The organism is Borrelia turcica IST7, assembly GCF_003606285.1.
Taxonomy (GTDB): Bacteria; Spirochaetota; Spirochaetia; order Borreliales; family Borreliaceae; genus Borrelia; species Borrelia turcica.
In genome coordinates this window covers 912512-935349 of sequence record NZ_CP028884.1, presented here as the reverse complement: position 1 = coordinate 935349, position 22838 = coordinate 912512, and the positions used below count along the sequence as shown (strand labels likewise).

11 protein-coding genes are annotated in these 22838 nt (G+C 29.4%); 7 read left to right on the top strand and 4 right to left on the bottom strand.

Features of this window, described 5'->3' with window-relative positions; all coding sequences use genetic code 11:
• Positions 1-50 precede the first annotated feature (50 nt).
• The 3 genes from DB313_RS04415 (at position 51) to DB313_RS04405 (ending at position 3922) form a co-directional block, all read left to right on the top strand.
• Positions 51-1463, top strand: coding sequence for a YfcC family protein (locus DB313_RS04415; RefSeq protein WP_120104606.1), 1413 nt, complete (start codon positions 51-53; stop codon positions 1461-1463).
• 24 nt (positions 1464-1487) lie between these two features.
• Positions 1488-2435, top strand: coding sequence for a carbamate kinase (gene arcC / locus DB313_RS04410; protein WP_120104605.1), 948 nt, complete (start codon positions 1488-1490; stop codon positions 2433-2435).
• Positions 2436-2737: 302 nt separating this feature from the next.
• Positions 2738-3922 carry an MFS transporter gene (locus tag DB313_RS04405; protein ID WP_120104604.1) on the top strand — a complete coding sequence of 395 codons (1185 nt, stop codon included), beginning with the start codon at positions 2738-2740 and terminating at the stop codon, positions 3920-3922.
• A gap of 167 nt (positions 3923-4089) precedes the next feature.
• Here the strand turns inward: DB313_RS04405 and DB313_RS04400 are convergent, their stop codons facing one another.
• From DB313_RS04400 to uvrB, 3 genes are read right to left on the bottom strand one after another with little or no spacing between them, the layout of a single operon-like run.
• Positions 4090-7557, bottom strand: coding sequence for an LPS-assembly protein LptD (locus DB313_RS04400; protein WP_120104603.1), 3468 nt, complete (start codon positions 7555-7557; stop codon positions 4090-4092).
• Complete coding sequence (gene uvrA / locus DB313_RS04395; RefSeq protein ID WP_120104688.1) at positions 7512-10352, bottom strand: excinuclease ABC subunit UvrA; 2841 nt, start codon at positions 10350-10352, stop codon at positions 7512-7514. Before uvrA ends, DB313_RS04400 begins: the two co-directional genes overlap by 46 nt.
• A 27-nt stretch (positions 10353-10379) precedes the next feature.
• The gene (gene uvrB, locus DB313_RS04390) at positions 10380-12344 is read right to left on the bottom strand and encodes an excinuclease ABC subunit UvrB (protein ID WP_120104602.1); all 1965 of its coding nucleotides are present in this window, start codon (positions 12342-12344) and stop codon (positions 10380-10382) included.
• A gap of 121 nt (positions 12345-12465) precedes the next feature.
• Between uvrB and DB313_RS04385 the strand changes: the two genes are divergently transcribed.
• The 4 genes from DB313_RS04385 to DB313_RS04370 all read left to right on the top strand — a co-directional run bounded on the left by DB313_RS04385 (position 12466) and on the right by DB313_RS04370 (position 20348).
• Positions 12466-14175 carry a phospho-sugar mutase gene (locus DB313_RS04385; protein ID WP_120104601.1) on the top strand — a complete coding sequence of 570 codons (1710 nt, stop codon included), beginning with the start codon at positions 12466-12468 and terminating at the stop codon, positions 14173-14175.
• A 94-nt stretch (positions 14176-14269) separates the two neighbouring features.
• A complete protein-coding gene (locus tag DB313_RS04380; protein ID WP_238614522.1) occupies positions 14270-16396 on the top strand; it encodes an AAA family ATPase in 2127 nt (708 codons plus the stop codon).
• An 11-nt stretch (positions 16397-16407) separates the two neighbouring features.
• The gene (gene ileS, locus DB313_RS04375) at positions 16408-19542 is read left to right on the top strand and encodes an isoleucine--tRNA ligase (RefSeq protein WP_120104599.1); all 3135 of its coding nucleotides are present in this window, start codon (positions 16408-16410) and stop codon (positions 19540-19542) included.
• Positions 19530-20348 (top strand): hypothetical protein, encoded by an 819-nt coding sequence (locus DB313_RS04370; protein ID WP_120104598.1) that lies wholly within the window; start codon positions 19530-19532, stop codon positions 20346-20348. Before ileS ends, DB313_RS04370 begins: the two co-directional genes overlap by 13 nt.
• A gap of 13 nt (positions 20349-20361) precedes the next feature.
• Here DB313_RS04370 and DB313_RS04365 read toward each other — a convergent pair whose 3' ends face one another.
• Positions 20362-22812, bottom strand: coding sequence for a glycogen/starch/alpha-glucan phosphorylase (locus DB313_RS04365; protein ID WP_120104597.1), 2451 nt, complete (start codon positions 22810-22812; stop codon positions 20362-20364).
• Positions 22813-22838 lie beyond the last annotated feature (26 nt).

Below are 22838 nucleotides of genomic sequence, written 5' to 3'. Positions count from 1 at the left end.
TTTTATTTATATTCTGCTAGGAAAATGTGAGATGTATTAGGAGGGATAGCATGATTGGGAAAATCAAAATTCCGAGTAGTTTTACAATAATATTTTCTTTAATAGTGCTTATGACGATATTAACCTATGTACTTCCTGCCGGTGAATTTTCTAAAGAGATGAGAGAAGTTAATGGAAGTATGAAAGAGGTCATTGTAGCTGGAACTTATCATACAGTGGAAAGGGCTCCTCGGGGATTTTTGGATGGTATTTATACCGTTTTGACTTCAATGGCTAAAGGCATGGAACATGCGGTTGAGGTTATTGTATTTATTTTAATTGTTGGTGGAGCTTATGGTGTAATTTTAAGAACCGGAGCGGTTGATGCAGGAATAGCTGCAGCAATAAGAAAGATGGGGAATAAGGATAAACTTCTTATTCCTTTTATGATGTTTATTTTTTCAATAGGTGGAACTACAACAGGAATGTGTGAAGAAACACTTCCATTTTATCTTGTTATGATTCCTTTAGTATTGGCCTTAGGCTATGATATGATAGTGGCTGTTTCAATTATTGCATTGGGAGCTGGAATAGGAACCATGGCATCTACTATTAATCCATTTGCAACAGGAATTGCGTCAGCAATAGCTGGGATTGATTTAAATGATGGATTTTATTTTCGTCTTATTTTATATGTGGTATCTACTTTGGTTGCAATAATATATGTTTTAGTGTATGCAGTAAAAGTAAAGAATGACCCTACTAAATCTATTGTTTACGCACAAAAGGAAGAACATTATAATGTATTCGTTAAAGATAATGGTGGAAGCAGTGGAGCTAATATACTAGAATTTACAAATGGACGCAAAATAGTTTTACTCTTATATGGAATAATGATTTTATTTTTAACATATAGTATTATACAGCTTGGTTGGTGGATGCAAGAGATGACTATGTTATATCTTGGAACAGCAATTCTTTCGGCTCTTATTTGTAAGATGAGCGAATCTCAGATGTGGGATGCATTTATAGAGGGCGCTAAGGATATGATGACAGCTGCTATTATTATTGGAATAGCTAGAGGAGTTATGATAGTAGCTGATGATGGATTGATTACAGCTACAATATTGAATGCAGCAGCTGATTTTTTGTACGGATTACCAAAAGCATTGTTTATAGTTTTAAATGAGATTGTCCAAATATTGATAGGATTTATTGTACCCTCATCTTCTGGGCATGCAAGTCTTACGATGCCAATAATGGCACCTTTGGCTGATTTTTTGGAAATGCCAAGAGCTTCTGTTGTTATTGCTATGCAAACAGCATCTGGTCTTGTTAATTTATTAACTCCTACTGGAGTTATAATGGCAGTGTTAGGAATTGCAAGATTAGGATATGGAAGTTGGGTTAGATTTGTTTTGCCATTATTTGTTATTGAATTTGTAATATGTATTTTAGTAATAATGGCCAATGTATATATTTAATTATAGAAAAGGAGTGTGTGTAAAATGGATAGTAAAAGGATTGTTGTATGCCTTGGAGGAAATGCATTAGAGGATGGAAGTGGTGAGGCAACCGCTGAGAGACAATTAGAGGTTATAAAGAAAAGTGTTGTAGGTATTGTAGATTTAATTGAAAGTGGACATGATGTAATTATTAGTCATGGTAATGGTCCTCAAGTAGGCAGGATAGTGCTTCAAAATGAATTGGCTAAACATGAAACTCCTACTATGCCATTTGATGTATGTGGAGCTATGAGTCAAGGGATGATAGGGTATCATATTGAACAGGCATTAAGAAATGAGTTTAATGAAAGAGGTATGAATAGAGATGTTGCTGTATTGATTACTCAAGTAATAGTAGATAAAGAAGATAAAGGATTTAAGAATCCTAGTAAACCGATTGGACCGTTTTATGATAAAGCTACAGCATTAGAACTTGAGAAGAGTAAGGGATATGTTTTAAGAGAGGATAGTGGCAGGGGATATAGAAGAGTAGTAGCTTCCCCAAGGCCAGTAGAGATAGTAGAGACTGGAGCAATAAAGGAATTAATTAGGAAGAAATTTATAGTTATTGCCTGTGGCGGAGGTGGAGTGCCTATTGCAAGAGATTTAAAGGGAAATATTGAAGGAGTGAGTGCAGTAATTGATAAAGATTTTGCCTCATCTAGATTGGCACAGGATGTAGAAGCTGATATGTTGATTATACTTACAGCAGTCGAGAAGGTTGCATTAAATTTTGGTAAATCAGATGAGATTTTATTGGATGAGGTTAATACTATAGAGATGGAGAAGTACATAGATGAAGGACATTTTGCAGCAGGGTCTATGCTGCCTAAAGTTCAGGCTAGCATGGAGTTTGTAAAGTCTAGTGGAGGAAGAGTAGCAATTATTACATCACTTGATAAACTTAGCAAAGGAATAGAGAATATTGGAGGTACTATTATTAAAGATTAGAGAGCAACATTGAGATTAGCTTTTTTTCCATAACACATAGTAAAAAGAGGAAAGTATTACTTTATTATTCTTCACTAACATTGGGATGCAGTTAATAAAATGACTGCATCATTCATTTTTGCAGTCATTTTATTAACTAGATTAGTAAATAAGATAAATTGGGTTTAAATTATTTAAAGAAGTTCCATTGATTTTTAAGGTTGAAATAAATCAAGAAAAGCAATTGTTATTTGGATATATAGTAAGCTCTATTATTTTTGATATTTAAAATTATGAAAATTTTTTAGAAAAGAAGAGTCTGTATGATAAAGCATGCACATAAAAAATATTATTTTTGTTCATTGTTTTTATCAGAATTAGCAAGAACACTCCCTCACGCAGTTTTGACTATTATTCTAATAAATAAAGGTTTAGCATTAAAAGATATTGCCATCGTGCAAATATTCTATATGCTTGCAATTATTATTTTTGAATTTCCCTCAGGTATAATTTCAGATATTTTTGATAGAAAAATTGTTTACTTAATATCTATTTTTCTATCAATGTTTTCTTATTTTATTATTTTTAAAGTTTCATCATTTGCTAGTCTTTGTATTGCTTGGTTTATATACGGAATGTCATCTGCAGTAAATACTGGTACAATTGATATTAGCTTTAATCGTATATATCAAAATAGCTCGAAAAAATTAAAAGCATTTATTTCATCTAGAAAAATAATTTTAAGTATTGGTGCTATTTTAGGTGGGTACATAGGAAGTATATTATTTTTACATATTGATACAAAAATTTACCTTATTTCATTATTTTTATATTTATTATCTTCCTTAATTACAATTCTTTTTATATCAAGTGATAAAAATACAGATTATAAATATAATAAGGAAGAGGTCACACTATATCTTGTAAAGTTCAGGAAAGATATAATGAAATTCTTAAAATCTAGAATACTCTTAGAATTATTTATTTTAATTAGTGCTATTCAGTTCTTTTTTCAACCCTTTTATTTATACTGGCAAGTAATTTTTACTGATAAAAATATACCCATTAGCATATTTGGGACCATATATATATTATTTCGTTTATCGGATATGATAGGAGCATGGATATTTAAGAAAATTAAACATTCAAAATACGATATTTACATTATTTTAGCTATCATAACTTTATTATCAATTTTAATAAAAATAGTTTCACATATTTATATGTTTACTACTTTAATTATATTTTTAGTCATTGTAGTTGCTCTTTACTCTAATAATTTAGAATATTTTTTACGAAAAAATATAGATTCAAGAGTTTTAGGAACTATAACTTCTATTAATAGTACAATATCTCGTTTATTTTCATTACTAGTATTATTACTGTGCTCTATTTTATCTAATCTTATGAGTGCTATAAATATATTTGTTATACTAATACTTGTTTTCTGCTCCCTATCTACCATTGTGACATATAAATTTAAAGATAATAAAAGATTAACTAAATGATAATCTAATAATTAAAATTGTATTTCTTATATATAAAACTTATCTTTGATTTTTCACTCTAAGCTTTAATTATCATCAAATTCACTAAGATTCGAATCCTATACTTATATGTATCAAGGTCTTTATTAAAATATTCTCTTCAGACACTTAAACTCTATACAAGAATATTATTTTTTAGTTTCACGATTAATTAAAAGTTCATAATCTGTACTTGAATTACTTTCAAATGATGCCTTAATAGGTTCGAAGAAATTCCAGGAAATATAAATTGAAAAATTATTTCTCCATATAGAAGAATACCTACCACTACTAGAATCCTTTAAGATATCTGGATTTAAATCATATTCCCCTACAAACTTCCAATCATAAAAATTAAATTTAAAGCCTGTACTAATTTTTTTAATCTTAAATAATGAATCTTTTCTATCCTGTAAATTAAAGAAATTAAATGACTTCAATAAATCTGAGAAAATATTGACTGCTTGAAGACCAGCCTGATTCATATATCCTCCAAAATACTTAAAAGTCTTCGTATTAATAGAACGAGTAGAAAAGTACAATTCAAAAAATTCAGTATATTTAAATTTAAGACTAAATTCAGCCCAAAGTTCATTATCATCAACAAATTTTTGCAAATTAATTTTCCACCCAGCATCTATTCCTAATCCAACTGAAAATTTTTCATCAAAAAATTTAAAAGTATATAAATCTCTTTTATATTGAGAGTTTAGAGCATAAGGAACAAGTTTAGTAGTAGTTCCTACTCTTAAAAAATCACCTATCAATTTATCATATTTATATTCAAACTCATCCTTCATTGCAAATGTAAGCTCAAAATCATAAGCATTTAGCTTAAAGGAAAGTTCAGAAACTCTATTAATCAAAGGATCATAGGCAGCCAACAAGGCAACCTTAAAATAATCTAAATATTTCGGCTCTATTTTATAATATAAAGCAGGACTCATTTCCAAACCTTTATAAGGCGAAACTGGTCTTAAAGGCCCTGTACTAACAGTCGTCTTTGAAAGCTTAGATTTATTTTCTTCTTTAAATTTTTTATCATATTTTACTCCAATACCTACCTCTTGTAATAAATAAGGAAATTCTAAAGCAAACTTAAGTTCAGAAGATGCATGTATATTTTCAAAGGTATTTTTCAGCAAACTTGAAAGGCTAGTAGTAAAATATCTGTAATCATAAATCAAATTAATATTTAACTCTTGATAAAGAGTTTCAGGACTCTTCCAAAAGACACTACTACTCTTTCCATCCAGAACTTTAGCTTCTCTATCATATTTTTTGTCAAATGAATAAAGGGTAATTTTATTCTCAACTTTAATACTACTCCTAGAAAAAGCAGGATACATAATGAAAGGTAGCAAATCTAAATTTATTTTATTAATAACTGCATGCTCTCCTTTCTTATCTTTTTCTACCAAATTATAATCTTTATCTAAAGGATTATACTCAGCCGTATTTAGGTATACAACTTCTTCAAAAGTAATAAGTCGATTATACAAATCAGCATGGAGCTTTAAATCTATTTTATTTTTAATATCAAACAAATAGCTTTTTACATCATATTTAAAATCCTGAGGAGATTTGATTTTAGAATCATCAAAAAATATATTATTTTTAAAATAAGGATTAATTCCAAATCTAATATAAAAAGAATCTGCATGATTAAAATCATTTGATATTATTACTTCAGGAGACACATATAAATCTTTACTTAAATCATTTTTTCCCTTAAGTTTTTTGGCGTTATCTTTATTTTCTTTATCTTGATCATCATCACTCTCTTCTCCAATATTTTTGACCTTGGGAGTCATAATTATTTCTTTATCCTTATTATCAGAAAAAGAAGCCCAACTGTTATTATAAAGATCTTTTTGAAAATTGATATCAACATAAGGAATGTACACCCTCTCTAAATAAAACCATTTTCTAGTTGGATCCATAACATCTTTTGGCTTTATTAAAGGATCATTACTATAAATATTATCAGAATCTGCTAATTTAAAACTAAACCCGAGATTATTTAATTTATAATCAATAAGAGTATTATTATCAAAAGTTCGATTATAAAAAGAAGACAAATTCCAATCAAATGTCTTTATCATATTTTCCGTTTCTGAAGCTTCTTTCTGAGAACCAAGAAGGGAAAGAAGTGTGGAATTTTCTAATCTATTTTTAAAGTCAATCATCACATAAGGATCTGAATAATGCTCAAAAACCATTGAAAAAAGTGCATCACTTATTAAAAATTCTGACTTAGTCCTAAATAAATATCTAAAAGGAACCTCAAATCCAAATATGTCACCCTTATTTAAATTATCAAAATTAAAAATAGAATAATTGATGCTTCTCTCTTTAAAAGGTCGATAGCTCCCAGTACTGCTATGTTTATATAGCGTCCTTGTAAACCCTAAACCAAAACTACCTTCAAAAGTCTTAAAACTACCTAAAGTAGCACTGACATCAAAATCAAGCCCCGAATAAAATCCTAAATTAGAATAAATATCGAAAATCAATTTAACATAGTCTTTGTTAATTCTAGAGACAACATCTTTAGCAAAAAAATAAGTTAAATAGCCATTTCTAATATAAGGATTTTTATTTGAATTATATACTGAGTTAAAGTCAAAATCTAGGAAAGAAGCATCTTCATTATTAACAGACTTTTTTCCAAATAAATAGACTGTATTAAAAAGAGTAAATCCTTTTCTTGACGAATATCCTAAAGAAGGATTAAAAAACAAACTATCTCCTGGTTTAAAAAAGAATGGGATATATAATATAGGAACTGTCCCCATATAAAATAAGGCATTTACAACTCCAAAATCTCCAGAAGGCAAAACCCATATTTTGGAAGCCCTAATAGAATAATAAGGATCTGGCATTTTACTAGTTGTAACAAAAGCCTCTTCTAATATATTTGTATCATTATCCAACCTCTTTAAAATTTTTCCTCCAAATGAAACAATATGATTAATTAAATTTTTATGCATTTTCTTTTGAATAATTCCATTCTTTAGAAGAAAATTCTGAGAATCAAAATCAACAAACAATTCATTGCCGTAAAAATATAACTTCTCATCAGAGGTTAAATCAAGCGTATAATCAACATTCCCACTAGCAAAAAGCTTTTTAGTCTTTCTATTAAAAATGATTTTATCACCTTTAATGTTATGTTTTTTATTATCTTTGATATCTTCAATGACAAGACTAACTTTTCCTTTAAATACAATATTTTCATCCTTAGTAAGTTCGTAGGTAAAATTTTCAAGATTATCTGTACTTTTAATTATTATTTTATATCTGCCACCATCTTTACCCCCATCTTTTGAAAAAAAATCAGGAGATAATCCAAATTTTTTCAAGAGTAACTCTCGTATCTTAGAAACATCTTCTTCTTCAATACCCTCTTTTAAAGCCCATTTTTTTAAATCTCCATCACTAGAAAGTTCAAGCTCCTTTAAATTAGCTTTTTGCATTAAAGTTAACTTTTCCTTCTTGTCAAGTTTTTTCTTGTCGTTAACTACTTGAGAAAACAGGATAAAAAAATTGGAAATACTTAATAATAATATTACAAAAGATTTTTTAAAAACATTCCTGTATAGGAACTTTTGCATTTTGAAACCTCTTCAGGGGTTCCAGATACAACAATATCTCCCCCAGATAATCCACCCTCAGGTCCTAAATCTATTATATAATCTGCCTGTTTTATTACATCTAAATTATGTTCTATAAGAACTACAGTATTTCCATTCTCAACAAGAAGCTGCAATACTTCTAACAATTTTCTTATGTCATCAAAATGCAAACCCGTTGTTGGTTCATCAATAATATAAAAAGTTTTCCCTGTACTCCGCTTAGCAAGCTCAAAAGCCAATTTGACACGTTGAGCCTCCCCTCCTGAAAGAGTTGTTGATGCTTGGCCTAATTTAATATATCCAAGTCCAACTTCCTTTAAAATTTTTAAATAATGATTTACTTTTGGAATATTTTCAAAAAAATCTTTAGCCTCAACTACGCTCATTTCCAAAACATCATAAATATTTTTACCCTTATATCTTATTTCTAAAGTTTCTTCATTAAATTTCCTACCCTTACATAAATCACAAGGAATAAAAACATCTGGTAAAAAGTGCATCTGAATGTTTAAAGACCCATCTCCTTGACATTTTTCACATCTACCTCCCTTAACATTAAAAGAAAACCTACCAGCCTTAAATCCCCTTGCTTTAGACTCTGGCAATTTTGCAAAGAGTTCTCTTATTTCTGTAAAAAATCCAACATAAGTTGCAGGATTTGACCTTGGAGTTTTACCTATTGGTTTTTGATTTATCTGAATAATCTTATCGATCTGTTCATACCCAATAATATCTTTAAATCCATCAAAATAATTTACATTTTCTTTTAACCTACTATCAAGAGCCGGATATAATACTTCATTTAAAAGAGTACTCTTTCCGCTACCAGAAACTCCTGTTATTACAGTAAAAAGCGCTAAAGGAATTTGAACATCAATATTTTTTAAATTGTTTTTATTAGCGCCCAAAAGTACAATTTCCCCTCTTTCCGCTTTACGCCTTACTTTCGGAACATCTATTTTAAGCAGACCACTTAAATACTTCCCAGTAAGACTATTTTCATTATTTAAAATATCAGACAAAATCCCCTTAGCAACTATTTCACCTCCATGAATCCCAGCTCCAGGTCCAATATCAACAATATAATCAGCAGTACGCAGAGTTTGTTCATCATGCTCTACAACAATAACTGTATTTCCAAGTTCCTTCAAATTGAGAAGAGTATTTATTAATTTTTCATTATCTCTTTGATGCAATCCAATACTAGGCTCATCAAGCACATAAAGAACCCCAGCAAGAGCTGACCCTATTTGAGTAGCAAGCCTAATGCGTTGAGCTTCGCCTCCCGAAAGAGTTCCTGATATTCTATCTAAATACAAATAAGAAAGCCCAACATCCATCAAAAACTTAAGCCTATTCTTAATTTCTTTTAAAATTTCCTTAGAAATTTTTGTATCAACATCATCAAGCTTAATCGTCTCAAAAAATGAATAAGAATCTATAACAGAAAGATTGCTAAGTTCTTGGATATCTTTTCCACATAACTTAACCGATAAAGCTGCAATACTTAATCTCTTACCTTGACAAGAATTGCAAATTTTGCGAGACATTAAACCCTCATAAAACAACCTAGCACTTTCAGATTCTGTTGTAAGATAACGTCTTTTCAAAAGAGGAAGAAGTCCTTCGAATTCCTTAGAATAATGAAAACCTCCATCCATTTCCTTACTCTCCATTTCTCTAGACTGATAAACAAAGTCTATTTTTTCATTTGCCCCATACAAAATCTTTCTAAGAACATTTTCTGGAATATCTTTCACAGGAGTATCCAAACTAAACCCATAATGGTTAGCAAGCCCCCTAAAAATTGCTACAGCCCAAGAAGAACTAGTTTTAAATGTAATAAATGCATCATCTTTAAAAGAAAGCTCCAAATTAGGACAAATCTTCTCAAAATCAAATTCAAGTGTAATACCAAGACCAGAGCACTCACTACAAGCTCCAAACGGACTATTAAAAGAAAAAAGTCTTGGTTCTATTATAGGTAGAGAAAATCCACATAAAGGACAACTATTATGCTCTGTAAAAATTTTATCTACCTTTTCTAAATTATTTTCAATTTCTACCCGTAAATACCCATTAGAAACAGATAAAGCAGTTTCAATGGACTCTGAAAGCCTAATTCTTACATCTCTACTTAACTTTATTCTGTCTACTATGATTTCAATATTGTGCTTCTTATTTTTATCCAAACTCAAATTAACAGCATCTTCTACTAAATAATCTTTAGAGTCCACTCTTACCCTATTAAATCCTTTATTTAATATCCTATTAAGCTCTTTCTTGTGCGTACCCTTTGCACCCATAACAACGGGAGCAAATAAAATAACCCTAGAGCCTTCAGCATAACTTAAAACAGTATTAATTATTTTATCTAAAGATTGTTCTTCTATAAGACTGCCATCATTTGGACAATATGGCTTCCCAATTTTTGCAAACAATAACCTATAATAATCATAAATCTCAGTAATTGTCCCAACAGTTGATCTTGGATTATTGCTTATTGTTCTCTGTTCAATTGAGATAGCAGGAGAAAGCCCGCCTATATAGTCAACATTGGGTTTCTTCATTACTCCTAAGAACTGCCTTGCATAAGCTGATACAGACTCCATGTACCTTCTTTGTCCTTCTGAAAAAATCGTATCAAAAGCCAAAGAAGACTTACCAGAACCACTCTTACCAGATATTACTACCAAACTATTCCTCGGAATATCAATATCAATATTCTTTAAATTATGCTCTCTAGCACCTCTGACAGTAATTTTTTCATTCAAAAACTCACACTCCTTGCCTACAAAATTTCAACCTTTAGTTAGTTCTTTTATTTTATCTCTTAAAAAGATAGCATCTTCAAACCTTTCATCACTAACTGCCTCATCAAGCTTAAACTTAAGTTTATTGATAAGATTTTTCTTGGATAATTTTTCATCTGAAACAATTCTTTTAATATCATCATTAATAGTTTCACTTTTTAATTCTTTTTCCAAAATATTTTGCACTTTTTTAACAATAGTCCTTGGGATAATATTATTCTTTTTATTGTATCCAATTTGAATATTACGTCTTCTATTAGTTTCATCAATGGCCTCTTGCATTGAAAAACTTACCTGATCATAATACATTATAACACAACCATTTGAGTTTCTAGCAGCTCTACCAATTATCTGGATTAGAGAAGTAGTAGATCTTAAAAAGCCTACTTTATCCGCATCCAATATGGCAACAAGAGATACTTCAGGAATATCTAAACCCTCCCTTAATAAATTAATTCCCACAATAACATCAATTTTCGATTTCCTAAGCGATGTAATAACATCAACTCTCTCAATAGCATTAAGTTCTGCATGTAGATACCTAGCCTTAACATCAAGACTTAATAAATAATCTGTTAAATCTTCCGCCATTTTTTTAGTTAAAGTTGTAATTAAAACTTTTTCATTCAAAGCAACTCTTTTTTGTATCTCATTATAAAGATCTTCCATTTGCCCCTCTGAATTCTTAAGAATAATTTCTGGATCAACAAGACCTGTCGGACGAATTATTTGTTCAACAATAATGCTACTTTTCTCACGCTCTTCAAGTCCAGGAGTAGCTGAAATGAAAACAGCTTGATTAATAAGAGCTTCAAATTCATGATATTTAAGCGGTCTATTCTCAAGTGCCGATGGAAGTCTAAATCCAAAATTCACAAGATTCAATTTTCTTGCATAATCTCCATTATACATTCCTCTAATCTGCGGCAAAGTAACATGTGATTCGTCAATAAAAAGCAAATAATCCTTAGGGAAAAAATCAAAAAGACAATAAGGTCTACCTTTTTCACTTCCACTAAAATATTTAGAATAATTTTCTATCCCTTGACACGATCCAGTTTCTCTTAACATTTCAATATCATATTCCACCCTTTGCTTAAGTCTCTCAGCCTCAACAATTTTCCCATTTTCTTTAAAATAATGATATTGAATCTTTAAATCAACATATATTTTAGGAAGAGCGTCTAATATACTCTCATAAGGAATAACAAAATAAGTCTTAGCAAAAAGAGTAAACTCATTAATAGTTCCTAAAACCTTTTTTGTAAGTGGACTAATTCTATTAATCTTAACAATTTCATCAAAATCTAAATAAATTCTATAAGCAAAATTATCATGCTCATTACTGGGCCATACTTCAACAATATCTCCTTTAATAGAAAATTTATCATGTTCAAGATTCATAAGAGTTCTTGAATACTGCAATCTCACAAAAATATCTGCCATATCCTTAATAGAAATCTTTTGTCCTACAAAAAAAGCATGAGCTGCGCTTTTAAAAAATTCTGGAGAACCCAACGCATAGATTGAAGATACTGTAGCAACAACAATAACATCTCTCCTTCTGGAAAGAGATGTTACCGCCCTTATTCTCTTTATATCAATCTCTTCATTAATGGTGGCTTCCTTTTCTATATACAAATCTTTTGAGGAAATATAAGACTCGGGTTGATAATAATCGTAATAAGAAACGAAATATTCAACTGCATTATCTGGAAAAAAATCCTTAAATTCCCTATAAAGCTGTGCTGCCAAAGTTTTATTATGACTAATTACCAAAGAAGGTCTATTTAAATCTCTAATAATATTAGCCACTGTAAAAGTCTTACCACTTCCTGTTACGCCCTTTAAAGTCTGATACTTATTATTAAACAAAATAGATTTTTTAATCTCTTTAATTGCTTCTGGTTGATCACCAGCAGGAGAATAATCAGACTTTAAGCAAAATTTCATGAAAACCGACCTCAAAAAAATTACAAGTAAAATTTAATCAATTATTTTATGTTTAAACTATAAAATAATATATATATAATTTATATATAAAATTCTTTAATATAAAATAAAGGAAAATGGTATGAAAAACAATGAACTCTTCAAAAGAATAGAAAAATATATCCTTCTTGAAAAAAACAAACACTTTAAAGATGAAGCAATAAAATTACTAAATGAAAACAATGAAAATGAATTGCTCAATAGATTTTATAAAGACCTAGAATTTGGCACCGCTGGTATGAGAGGAATCATTGGAGCCGGTACTTGTTATATGAATACCTACAATGTTACAAAAGCAAGCCAAGGAATTGCTAATTACATTCTTAAAATAACTAAAAACCCAAAAGTTGCAATAAGCTATGATTCAAGATATTTCTCAAAAGAATTTGCTTACGATACTGCTGAAATTTTTGCATCAAATGGCTTTAAAGTTTATATATATAAACAACTAAGGTCAACTCCTCAATTGTCCTATACAGTGATAAAATTAGCATGCGACATTGGAATAATGATAACAGCAAGTCATAATCCAAAAGAATACAATGGATACAAAGTTTATTGGAAAGGAGGGGCTCAAATAATACCTCCTCATGACTCCCTTATAATATCCGAAATTCAAAAGGTATCCAACATTGCACACCTCATTACAAAAGAAGAAGGAATAAATAATCAATCAATCATAGAACTTAACAATGAGATTGATATTCCATACATAGAAAAAATAAATGAAAAATTTCCCAATTTTAATGAAAAAAGTAAGCAAGCAAAATTAAGAGTAGCGTATACTCCTTTGCATGGAGTAGGAGGAACAATAATAAAAGAACTATTCAAAGGCAGTAAAGTAGAACTATTAACTGAACCAACACAAACAAACCCTGATCCAGAATTTCCTACAGTAAAATACCCTAACCCTGAAGATCATATTGCTATGTCTAGAGTTATAGAATTTGCAAAGACAGAGAATTGTGATATTGCATTTGCAACCGACCCAGATGCCGATAGGATAGGTCTTGCCTTTAATGACGGCACAGAATGGAAAATTTTAAACGGAAATCAAATTGCATGCATTTTAATGCATTACCTATTGTCTAGAGAAAGCAATCCTCAAAATGCATTTACAATAGCTTCTTTTGTTACAACTCCAATGCTGGATAAAATAGCTCACAAATATAATTCAACACTATTTAGAACATATACAGGATTTAAATGGATAGGAAACTTAATCGATGAGATGAAAATCAAAGAACCGAACAAAAAATTTATTTTTGGTTGTGAAGAAAGTCATGGATACTTAATTGGAGATGGAACTAGAGACAAAGATGCATTTTCAGCCATCAAAGGTTTTTGCGATTTAATGCTTACTCTTAAAGAAAATAAAATGACAATAGAGCAATATCTTCAAGGAATGTACAAAGAATTCGGATATTATGAAGAATTTACAATCAATAAAACTCTTAAAGGTGCTGAGGGAGAATATTTAAGAGAAAAACTAATGTCAAAATTCAGAAATGAAAAGCAAAAAGAATTTGCAGGCATTAAGGTGATTAAAAAATTAGATTATCAAACATTGAAAGAAACAGATATTAACGGAAATGTCAATGAAATAGAAGATTACAAATACCCCACTAACGCAATAAAATTATTATTAGAAAATGAAATCGTAATAACCGTTAGACCTTCTGGTACAGAACCAAAAATTAAATTTTATGTATCTATATATTCGAGATACGAACAAAAAAACAATATTTTTGATATAATTAATAGCATAAACATGGAGATAGAAAAATATTAATATAGCAGAAAACCTAGTAAATTTAGTTGAAGTATCCGCAAAAGAAGTTGCTAGAAAAAACAAAAATAGAGAAGTTTCAATTTGGCATCTGTTAATGTCTATTCTTATTCGGCCCAAGAAATCCGAGATAAAAAGTATAGACACCAAAACCTTAAAAAATATTAAACAAGATACATTGTATGAAATCGAAAAATTAGAAAAAATTTTAGTAAGCCCTAATGAAATTATAATTCCAAAAATAAATAGAGAAGTTTTCCTTCTCATTGAAAAAGCAAAAAAAGAATTTAAGCCTAAAACTTCAATAGGGATAAAAGAAATTTTTTATCTAATATTAAAAACAAAAAAATTACTAAAAAAATATAAACTCAATAAATTAAGTTTTGGCTTTAATGAAGAAAATATAATAACAAACATAGATAAAATAAGACTAATTGAAACATATAAAGAATTTGAAGATGAAATAAGACTTGAGAACGACAACTTTGAAATTGGAAAATATGTTAAAAATTTAACAACACTTGCAAAGGAAAATAAGCTTGAACCTTTAATTGGGCGTGAGAAGGAAATCCAAGCACTAATCAACATACTTGAAAGAAGAAATAAAAACAGCACAATCTTAATAGGAGAACCTGGAATTGGAAAAACAGCAATAGTTGAAGGACTCGCAATAAAGATTGCAAATAAAGAAATAAAAAGTAAATTACAAAACAAAGTAATACTTAAAATTGATACTTCTGACTTAGTATCAGGAACAAAATATAGGGGTGAATTCGAAGAGAGACTAAATAATATAATTAAATCCATTAAAAATAATAAAGATACAATAATCTTCATTGACGAAATACATACGCTAATGGGAGCTGGAAATTCTGAAGGTGCTCTTGATGCATCAAATATTTTAAAACCCGCATTGTCTCGCTCTGAAATACAAATTATAGGAGCAACAACTTATGATGAATATAGGAAGCATATTGCTAAAGACAAAGCATTTATCCGAAGATTTCAAACAATATCAATAAAAGAACCCAATGAAAAAGAAACTCTAAATATTCTTAATAACATAATAAAAAATTTTGAAACTTATCATGGTGTCACTTACAAAAAGGAAGCCATTGAAAATGTCATCTACTTATCCTCAAAATATCTAATTAATAAAAGATTTCCTGACAAAGCAATTGATCTAATTGATATTGCTGGAGCTAACAAAAAACAAGAGACAACATGCAAGGTAATCAATGCCGAAGACATTAAAAGAGTAACGGATGCAATGTTAGATATTAAAACAAAATCTAACATTAAAGAAGAAATTGACACACTTAAAGAAGCAGAAATACGAATAAGAGAAAAAATAATTGGCCAAGACCGTGCTATAAATGAGATTCTTAGAGAAATAGTTAAAACAAAACTTGAAATAAATGATAACTGCAAACCTTTAACATCAACACTACTTATAGGCTCAAGCGGAAGTGGAAAGACAATGCTAGCAGACGAAGTATCAAATATCATTATGGAAGATAAAAATTCAATATTAAAGCTAGATATGTCAGAATATAGAGAAGAAAATTCTATTTCAAAATTAATAGGAACAAATCCGGGATATGTAGGATATGCTGATGGAGGATTATTAATTAATAGACTAAAACATTATCCTAAATCCTTTATTATATTTGAAAATATCGAAAATGCTCACAATTCAGTGCTTAATATAATTGAACGAATAATTGAACATGGTGAGCTTATTGACAGCCAAGAAAACAAAATATCTTTTAAAAATGCCATTTTTGTTCTTACTACATCTATTGGCTCTAAAATACTTCTCGGACAAGGAAGTATTGGATTTAGCAAAACAGATAATAATATAAATATTAAAAGCGAAATAAACAATGAACTTAAAAAACGATTTAAATCAACTCTATTAGATAAAATACAAAAAAAAATAATACTTAATACCTTACAAGAAGAAGATGTCAAAATAATCTACAATAATTATTGTAAAGAGCTTATTGAAAAATTTCATTCTAAAAATATTAAAATAGAAATGGATGAAACTCTTAAAAATCATATAATTAAAACTTTTTATGACAAAAACTCTGGCGCAAGAAGTATCTTAAATGCAATAAAAGAAGAAATAGAAGAAAAAATTATTAATAAAATTTTCAAAACCCCCACTATTAATCTAATAAAAATACACTTAGAGAAAAGTAATATAAAAATAGAATAAAAGGAAATTTTATGTTTAAGAATGTAGATAGCAAAGTAGATTTTCCTAAGATAGAAGAGAAAATATTAAAATTTTGGAATGATAATAAAATTTTTGAAAAATCTGTGCAACAGAGAATAGGTTGTGAAGAGTTTACATTTTATGATGGTCCTCCTTTTGCAACAGGACTTCCTCACTTTGGTCATTTTGTTCCAAATACAATTAAAGACATAATTCCAAGATACAAGACAATGAAAGGAAAATATGTTAAGAGAAACTTTGGATGGGATACTCATGGTTTGCCTGTAGAATATGAAGTTGAGAAATCTTTAGGAATTTCTGGAAGACATGAAATAGAACAATATGGAGTTGAAAGATTCAATGAAGAATGCAGAAATATAGTTCTTAAATATACAAAAGAATGGGAAAAGACTATTTCAAGATTAGGTAGATGGGTAGACTTTGAAAAAAATTATAAAACAATGGACACAAGCTTCATGGAATCTGTATGGTGGGTATTTAAGACTCTTTATGATAAAGGTTTAATTTATGAAAGTTATTATGTACTGCCATACTCCCCAAAACTTGCAACTCCGCTCTCAAATTTCGAGGTAAATCTTGGCGAATACAAGGAAGTTAACGATCCATCACTCACTATCAAGTTCAAAATAAAAGACAAGAATGAATACCTACTTGCATGGACAACAACTCCCTGGACATTACCTACAAATCTTGGAATTGCCGTTGGTAGTAATATAGAATATTCTAAAATATTTGATAAAGAAAGAGATGAAACTTTAATAATTGGAACAAACAGATTAAATCACTATTACAAGTGTGAAAAAACATATACAGTACTAGAACAATTTAAAGGCGAGCATATTGTTGGCATAGAATATGAGCCTGTATTTGACTATTTTATAAAACAACGAAACAAAGGAGCTTTTAGAGTTCACACAGCAGAATATGTTACAACTAATGATGGAACGGGTATAGTACACATTGCACCATTTGGAGAAGAAGATTATCAAATACTTAAACGCAACACAAAAGTTGATATAGTAACTCCTATAGATGCCGAATGCAGATTCACAGACGAAGTAAAAGATTTCGAAGGCTTATTTGTTAAAGATGCAGACAAAAAAATAATAGAACAACTAAAATCAATGAATCTCATTTTTAAAAGAGAAAATTTCCTGCACAGATACCCATTTTGCTATAGAACGAATTCACCCTTAATTTACAGACCTGTAAGTTCATGGTTTGTAAATATTGAAGCAATAAAAGAAAAACTTATAAAATCAAATGAAAAGATTAACTGGATGCCTTCTCATTTAAAAAAAGGAAGATTTGGGAAATGGCTGGAAAATGCAAGAGATTGGGCAATAAGCAGAAATAGATTTTGGGGAAATCCAATACCAGTTTGGGTTTGTTCAAAGTCAGGAAATAAAATATGTATAGGTTCTAAAGAAGAACTTGAAAGATATTCTGGACAAAAGATAAGTGACCTACATAAGGACAAAATTGATAAAATAACTTGGCCCAGTGAATATGGTGGCATATACATCCGTACAAGTGAAGTTTTAGACTGCTGGTTTGAATCTGGGTCAATGCCTTATGCAAGTAATCATTATCCATTTACAAATAAAGATAATTTAAATAATATTTTTCCTGCAGACTTTATTGCAGAAGGCCTAGACCAAACAAGAGGATGGTTTTATACACTAACAATATTAGGAACTGCACTTTTTGAAAACACGGCTTTTAAAAATGTAATAGTCAATGGACTTGTATTATCTAGTGATGGGAAAAAAATGTCAAAATCCCTTAGAAATTATACAGATCCAATGGAAGTAATAAACACATTTGGAGCTGACGCTTTAAGACTTTACCTAATAATGAGTCCCGTAGTAAGAGCTGATGATTTAAAGTACAGTGATGATGGGGTTAGAGATGTTCTTAAGAATATCATCATACCTATTTGGAATGCTTATTCTTTTTTTATAACTTATGCAATAATTGATAAATTTGAAGTTAATGGTAGCCTCAATTTATACAAAAATAATATCCTTGATCAATGGATAATTAGTGAAATTGAAAGTTTGAAGAAAATATTAAATGAAGAAATAGATAAATATAATTTAACAAAAGCAATAGACGAACTTCTTGAATTCATTGATAAACTAAACAATTGGTACATAAGAAGATCAAGAAGAAGATTTTGGAAATCTGAGAATGATACTGATAAACAAGATGCTTATGAAACTTTATATTATGCACTAAAAAATTTGATGTTAATGCTTGCACCATTTATTCCTTTTGTAACAGAAAACATTTATCAAAATTTAAAGACAACAGCTGAAAAAGAATCAATTCACCTAAACGAATACCCAAAAGAGATTAAAGAACTTATAAAGCAAGATCTTGAAGACAAAATGAACTTTACAAGAAAAGTAGTATCAATTGCAAGGGCACTTAGAGCCTCTCATGACATCAAAATACGAAAACCCATAAGCACAATCTATGTTGTTACTAAGAACCAAAAAGAACAAGAAATACTACATGAAATGCAAGAAATAATACTTGAAGAAATAAATGCAAAAGAAATAAAAATAAAATCAAATGAAGAAGAACTTGTTACTTATAGGGCAAAAGCCAATTTTAGAGAACTTGGAAGTAAACTTGGTAAAAACATGAAAGCTGTGTCATTAGAAATAATGAAGCTAGAAAACGAGACTATATTACAAATAATAAACGGCAATACACATATTATTCAAATAGAAGAAAATACATATGATATTACAATAAAAGACATAATATTAGAGAGAAAAGAAAAAGAAAATCTAAAAGTAATAAATGAAGACTCTATTACAATTGGATTAGATTCACTAATAACAGAAGAGTTGTATTTAGAAGGATTATCAAGAGAATTTATAAGAAAAGTTCAAAACTTAAGAAAAGAAAATAAATTTAATGTTAGTGACCGAATAATATTATATACAGATAACAATGAAACATTAAGAAAAATAATAAGTAAATTTGAAAGCTATATTAAATCTGAAACACTAACATTAAAAATAGAAGCAAATAAAGAAAAAGCAATAACAAAGGTAGAGCTTGATGATGACATAGAAATAATGATAGGCATTGAAAAATGCTCAAGTTAGTTACTCAAATTTTCACAATCATTTTTTTTGTAGGATGTTCAACCTTAACTTACTACTCACCTAAAAATAAAATATCCTCAATCATGTTGCTAGATCCCTCTTCAGATATATACGCTTACATAGACCTATCTAAGAACAGATTTATCTATGATGACTTAAGCTTTAAGCACAAAATCGGAGTTAATTCCTTTGGCAATCTATATTTAAGTTACACAAAAAATCCAGAAAGCTTTTCTTCAGTAATAACAGGCACTTTTCCCAAAAATATTTTCTGGGGAATGCAAAATAATTCAAACTTTGAACCTAAAGGTAACTTATTGACAAATCCAAAATGGAAGATTAAAAACTCAAATATATATATCACTCCCACTAAAGACAAAATCGGGCTTCTAATAAATCAAAAAGAAATAACACACAAAAACGAAAATATATTAACAACACAAATCGATATACTTGAAAAAAATGAAATGTTCCTTTGGATTAAAGACATTGCTTTATTAATACCAAATAATATAAACAAAAAAAATTTAATTCCCTTCTATAGTGCAACTCTTATTGCAAATAGTGTAAACGACATTGACTATAATTTAAAAGCTTATTTAAAAACTAACAATCCCACAATACTATCCATTTTATCAAAGAAACTAATACCAACTCTCCTAGAAAGTACAACAAAAATAATAATTTCAAGTCCTATAAACTCTAAGATACAAGACAAGCACACTGTAGAACTTGAATTTAAGGTTGAAAAGACAAGCGTTAAAGAATTTGTATCAACTCTACTTTCAAAAAAACAAGAAGAATAAAAAGACTACACTACTAATGCAGTCTTTTCAATTTCCATATATCTTTAACATAATCCTCAATAGTCCTATCTGATGAGAATATAGAACTTTTAGCTATATTAACTAAAGAAGAAGAGAACCAAGAATCTGAGTCTTTATATTTAGATTCAACTAATTTTTGGGCATTAACATAACTTCTAAAATCTTTTAACACAAAGTATCTATCTGGAGAACCTCCATAAGACTCATAAAGTAAACTATCATGTATTTCTTTATAAACTTCATAATGTCCCTTAAAAAGACTTCCATCAACCATACCATTAATAATCTCAGAAAGCTCAGGGTCACTCTGTAAAACAGAACTAGGTATATAAGAATGATTTTTATTATATTTCATAACCTCATCTTTTCTTAAGCCAAATATAAACATATGCTCATCCCCTACCTGCTCATAAATCTCAACATTAGCCCCATCCATAGTTCCTAGAGTCAAAGCTCCATTCATCATAAACTTCATATTACTTGTCCCTGAAGCTTCTTTTCCTGCCAAAGAAATCTGTTCAGAAACATCCGATGCTGAAATAATTTTCTCTGCCCAAGAAACATTATAATTTGGAATAAAAACAACCTTAATCTTGTTATTAACATCAGGATCATTGTTTACTTTATTTGCAATATCATTAATAAACTTAATAATATTTTTAGCCATCCTATAACCTGGTGCAGCCTTTGCTCCAAAAATAAAAGTTCGAGGATAAACATAAAAATTTTTATCTCTTTTTAACTGGTTGTAAAGATATAAAATATGTAAAGCATTTAAAACCTGTCTCTTATATTCATGAAGTCTTTTTATTTGAACATCAAAAATCGAATTAGGATCTATTTTAATTCCCAATTCACGATAAATAAGATTAGAAAAGTCTACCTTATTCTCCTGTTTTACCTTTCTTAAAGAAGAAATCACATCTTTATCGTCTTTAAAGACTAAAAACTTTTCAATATCGTCAAAATTCTTAACCCAAGAATGGCCTATTTTAGAACTTACTAACTTTGACAGTCTAGGATTTGCAAGCAATAGCCATCTTCTCTGCGTTACACCATTAGTTTTGTTATTAAATTTCTCAGGATAAAGAGCATACCAATGTTTAAGTTCATTTTCTGTCAATATTTCTGTGTGTAATTTAGCAACTCCATTAACAGAAAAACATGAATGAATTGCAAGCCATGCCATATTAATTACACCATTATTTATTATTAAATAATCATCATAAACAAAATTAGAGCCCATTCTATTTTTAGCTTCTATTTCTTCAACAAATCTTTTATTTATTTCCTGAATTATCTGATAAATTCGAGGTAAAAGTTCCGAGAACATACGCAAAGGCCACTTCTCAAGTGCCTCTGCTAAAACTGTATGATTAGTATAAGCAAAACATTGCCTTGTAATCTTCCATGCCAATTTCCAATCAAATTTTTCCTTGTCAATCAAAATTCTCATTAATTCAGGAATTGCAACAACAGGATGAGTATCATTAAGCTGAAAAACTACATATTCCGGTAGTCTCTTAAGATCACTACTATAATGCTTCTTAAAATCATGTATTACATCTTGAATTGAAGCACTACAAAAAAAGTACTGTTGTCTAAGCCTTAAAAATTTACCCGCAAGATCCTCATCATTTGGATAAAGTATTTTAGTAATATTTGATACTTCCATTTCCTTTCTAGAAGCATCAAGATATTGCATATCGTTAAACAAGCTTAAATCAAAACCATCCTTCGCATAAGCTTCCCATAATCTTAAAGTATTTATTGTTTTTGAATCATATCCAACTATAGGAGCATCATAAGCTATTGCATTAACAATATACGGATTTTTATGTGTAAAAATTTCATTGCCAGCCAAATCTCGCTCAATTTCAATATGACCTCCAAAACTAATATCATATACTCTACTTACATTTTTAATAATCCAAGGGTACTCATATTCACTCCACTTGTCAGGTTCTTCGACCTGATATCCATCAACAAAACTCTGTTTAAAAATTCCATACCTATACTTTATTCCATATCCCAAAGCAGGATAATCAAGTGTTGAAAGAGACTCTAAAAAACAAGCAGCAAGTCTTCCAAGTCCACCATTACCCAAACCTGCATCAATTTCTATGTTTTCAAGCTCATTAAAATCAATACCAAATTCATCTGCTAATGACTTTACAACATCAAAAGAGCCCATGTTAATTAAAGTATTACTTAAAAATCTACCTACTAAAAACTCAGCAGAAAGATAACACACTTTTTTTTCTCGTTTTTTATCAAAATCTAATTTAGTATCGGCCCACTTTTCCAAAAAGTAATCAATCACTGTTCTTGAAAAACAATTATAAAGCTCAATATCAGATAAATCTTTAACACTGTCAACTTGATAATAACATTTCAAATTTCTATTAAAACTTATTTTAAAATCTTCCTTACTAATATCCATAATTTACTTAACCTCCACCTTAACAA

Bases quoted from the DNA above. Each gene is read 5' to 3' on its own strand.
- DB313_RS04415 (WP_120104606.1), top strand. From the start codon at position 51: ATGATTGGGAAAATCAAAATTCCGAGTAGTTTTACAATAATATTTTCT.
- arcC (WP_120104605.1), top strand. From the start codon at position 1,488: ATGGATAGTAAAAGGATTGTTGTATGCCTTGGAGGAAATGCATTAGAG.
- DB313_RS04405 (WP_120104604.1), top strand. From the start codon at position 2,738: ATGATAAAGCATGCACATAAAAAATATTATTTTTGTTCATTGTTTTTA.
- DB313_RS04400 (WP_120104603.1), bottom strand. From the start codon at position 7,557: ATGCAAAAGTTCCTATACAGGAATGTTTTTAAAAAATCTTTTGTAATA.
- uvrB (WP_120104602.1), bottom strand. From the start codon at position 12,344: ATGAAATTTTGCTTAAAGTCTGATTATTCTCCTGCTGGTGATCAACCA.
- DB313_RS04385 (WP_120104601.1), top strand. From the start codon at position 12,466: ATGAAAAACAATGAACTCTTCAAAAGAATAGAAAAATATATCCTTCTT.
- DB313_RS04380 (WP_238614522.1), top strand. From the start codon at position 14,270: ATGTCTATTCTTATTCGGCCCAAGAAATCCGAGATAAAAAGTATAGAC.
- ileS (WP_120104599.1), top strand. From the start codon at position 16,408: ATGTTTAAGAATGTAGATAGCAAAGTAGATTTTCCTAAGATAGAAGAG.
- DB313_RS04370 (WP_120104598.1), top strand. From the start codon at position 19,530: ATGCTCAAGTTAGTTACTCAAATTTTCACAATCATTTTTTTTGTAGGA.
- DB313_RS04365 (WP_120104597.1), bottom strand. From the start codon at position 22,812: ATGGATATTAGTAAGGAAGATTTTAAAATAAGTTTTAATAGAAATTTG.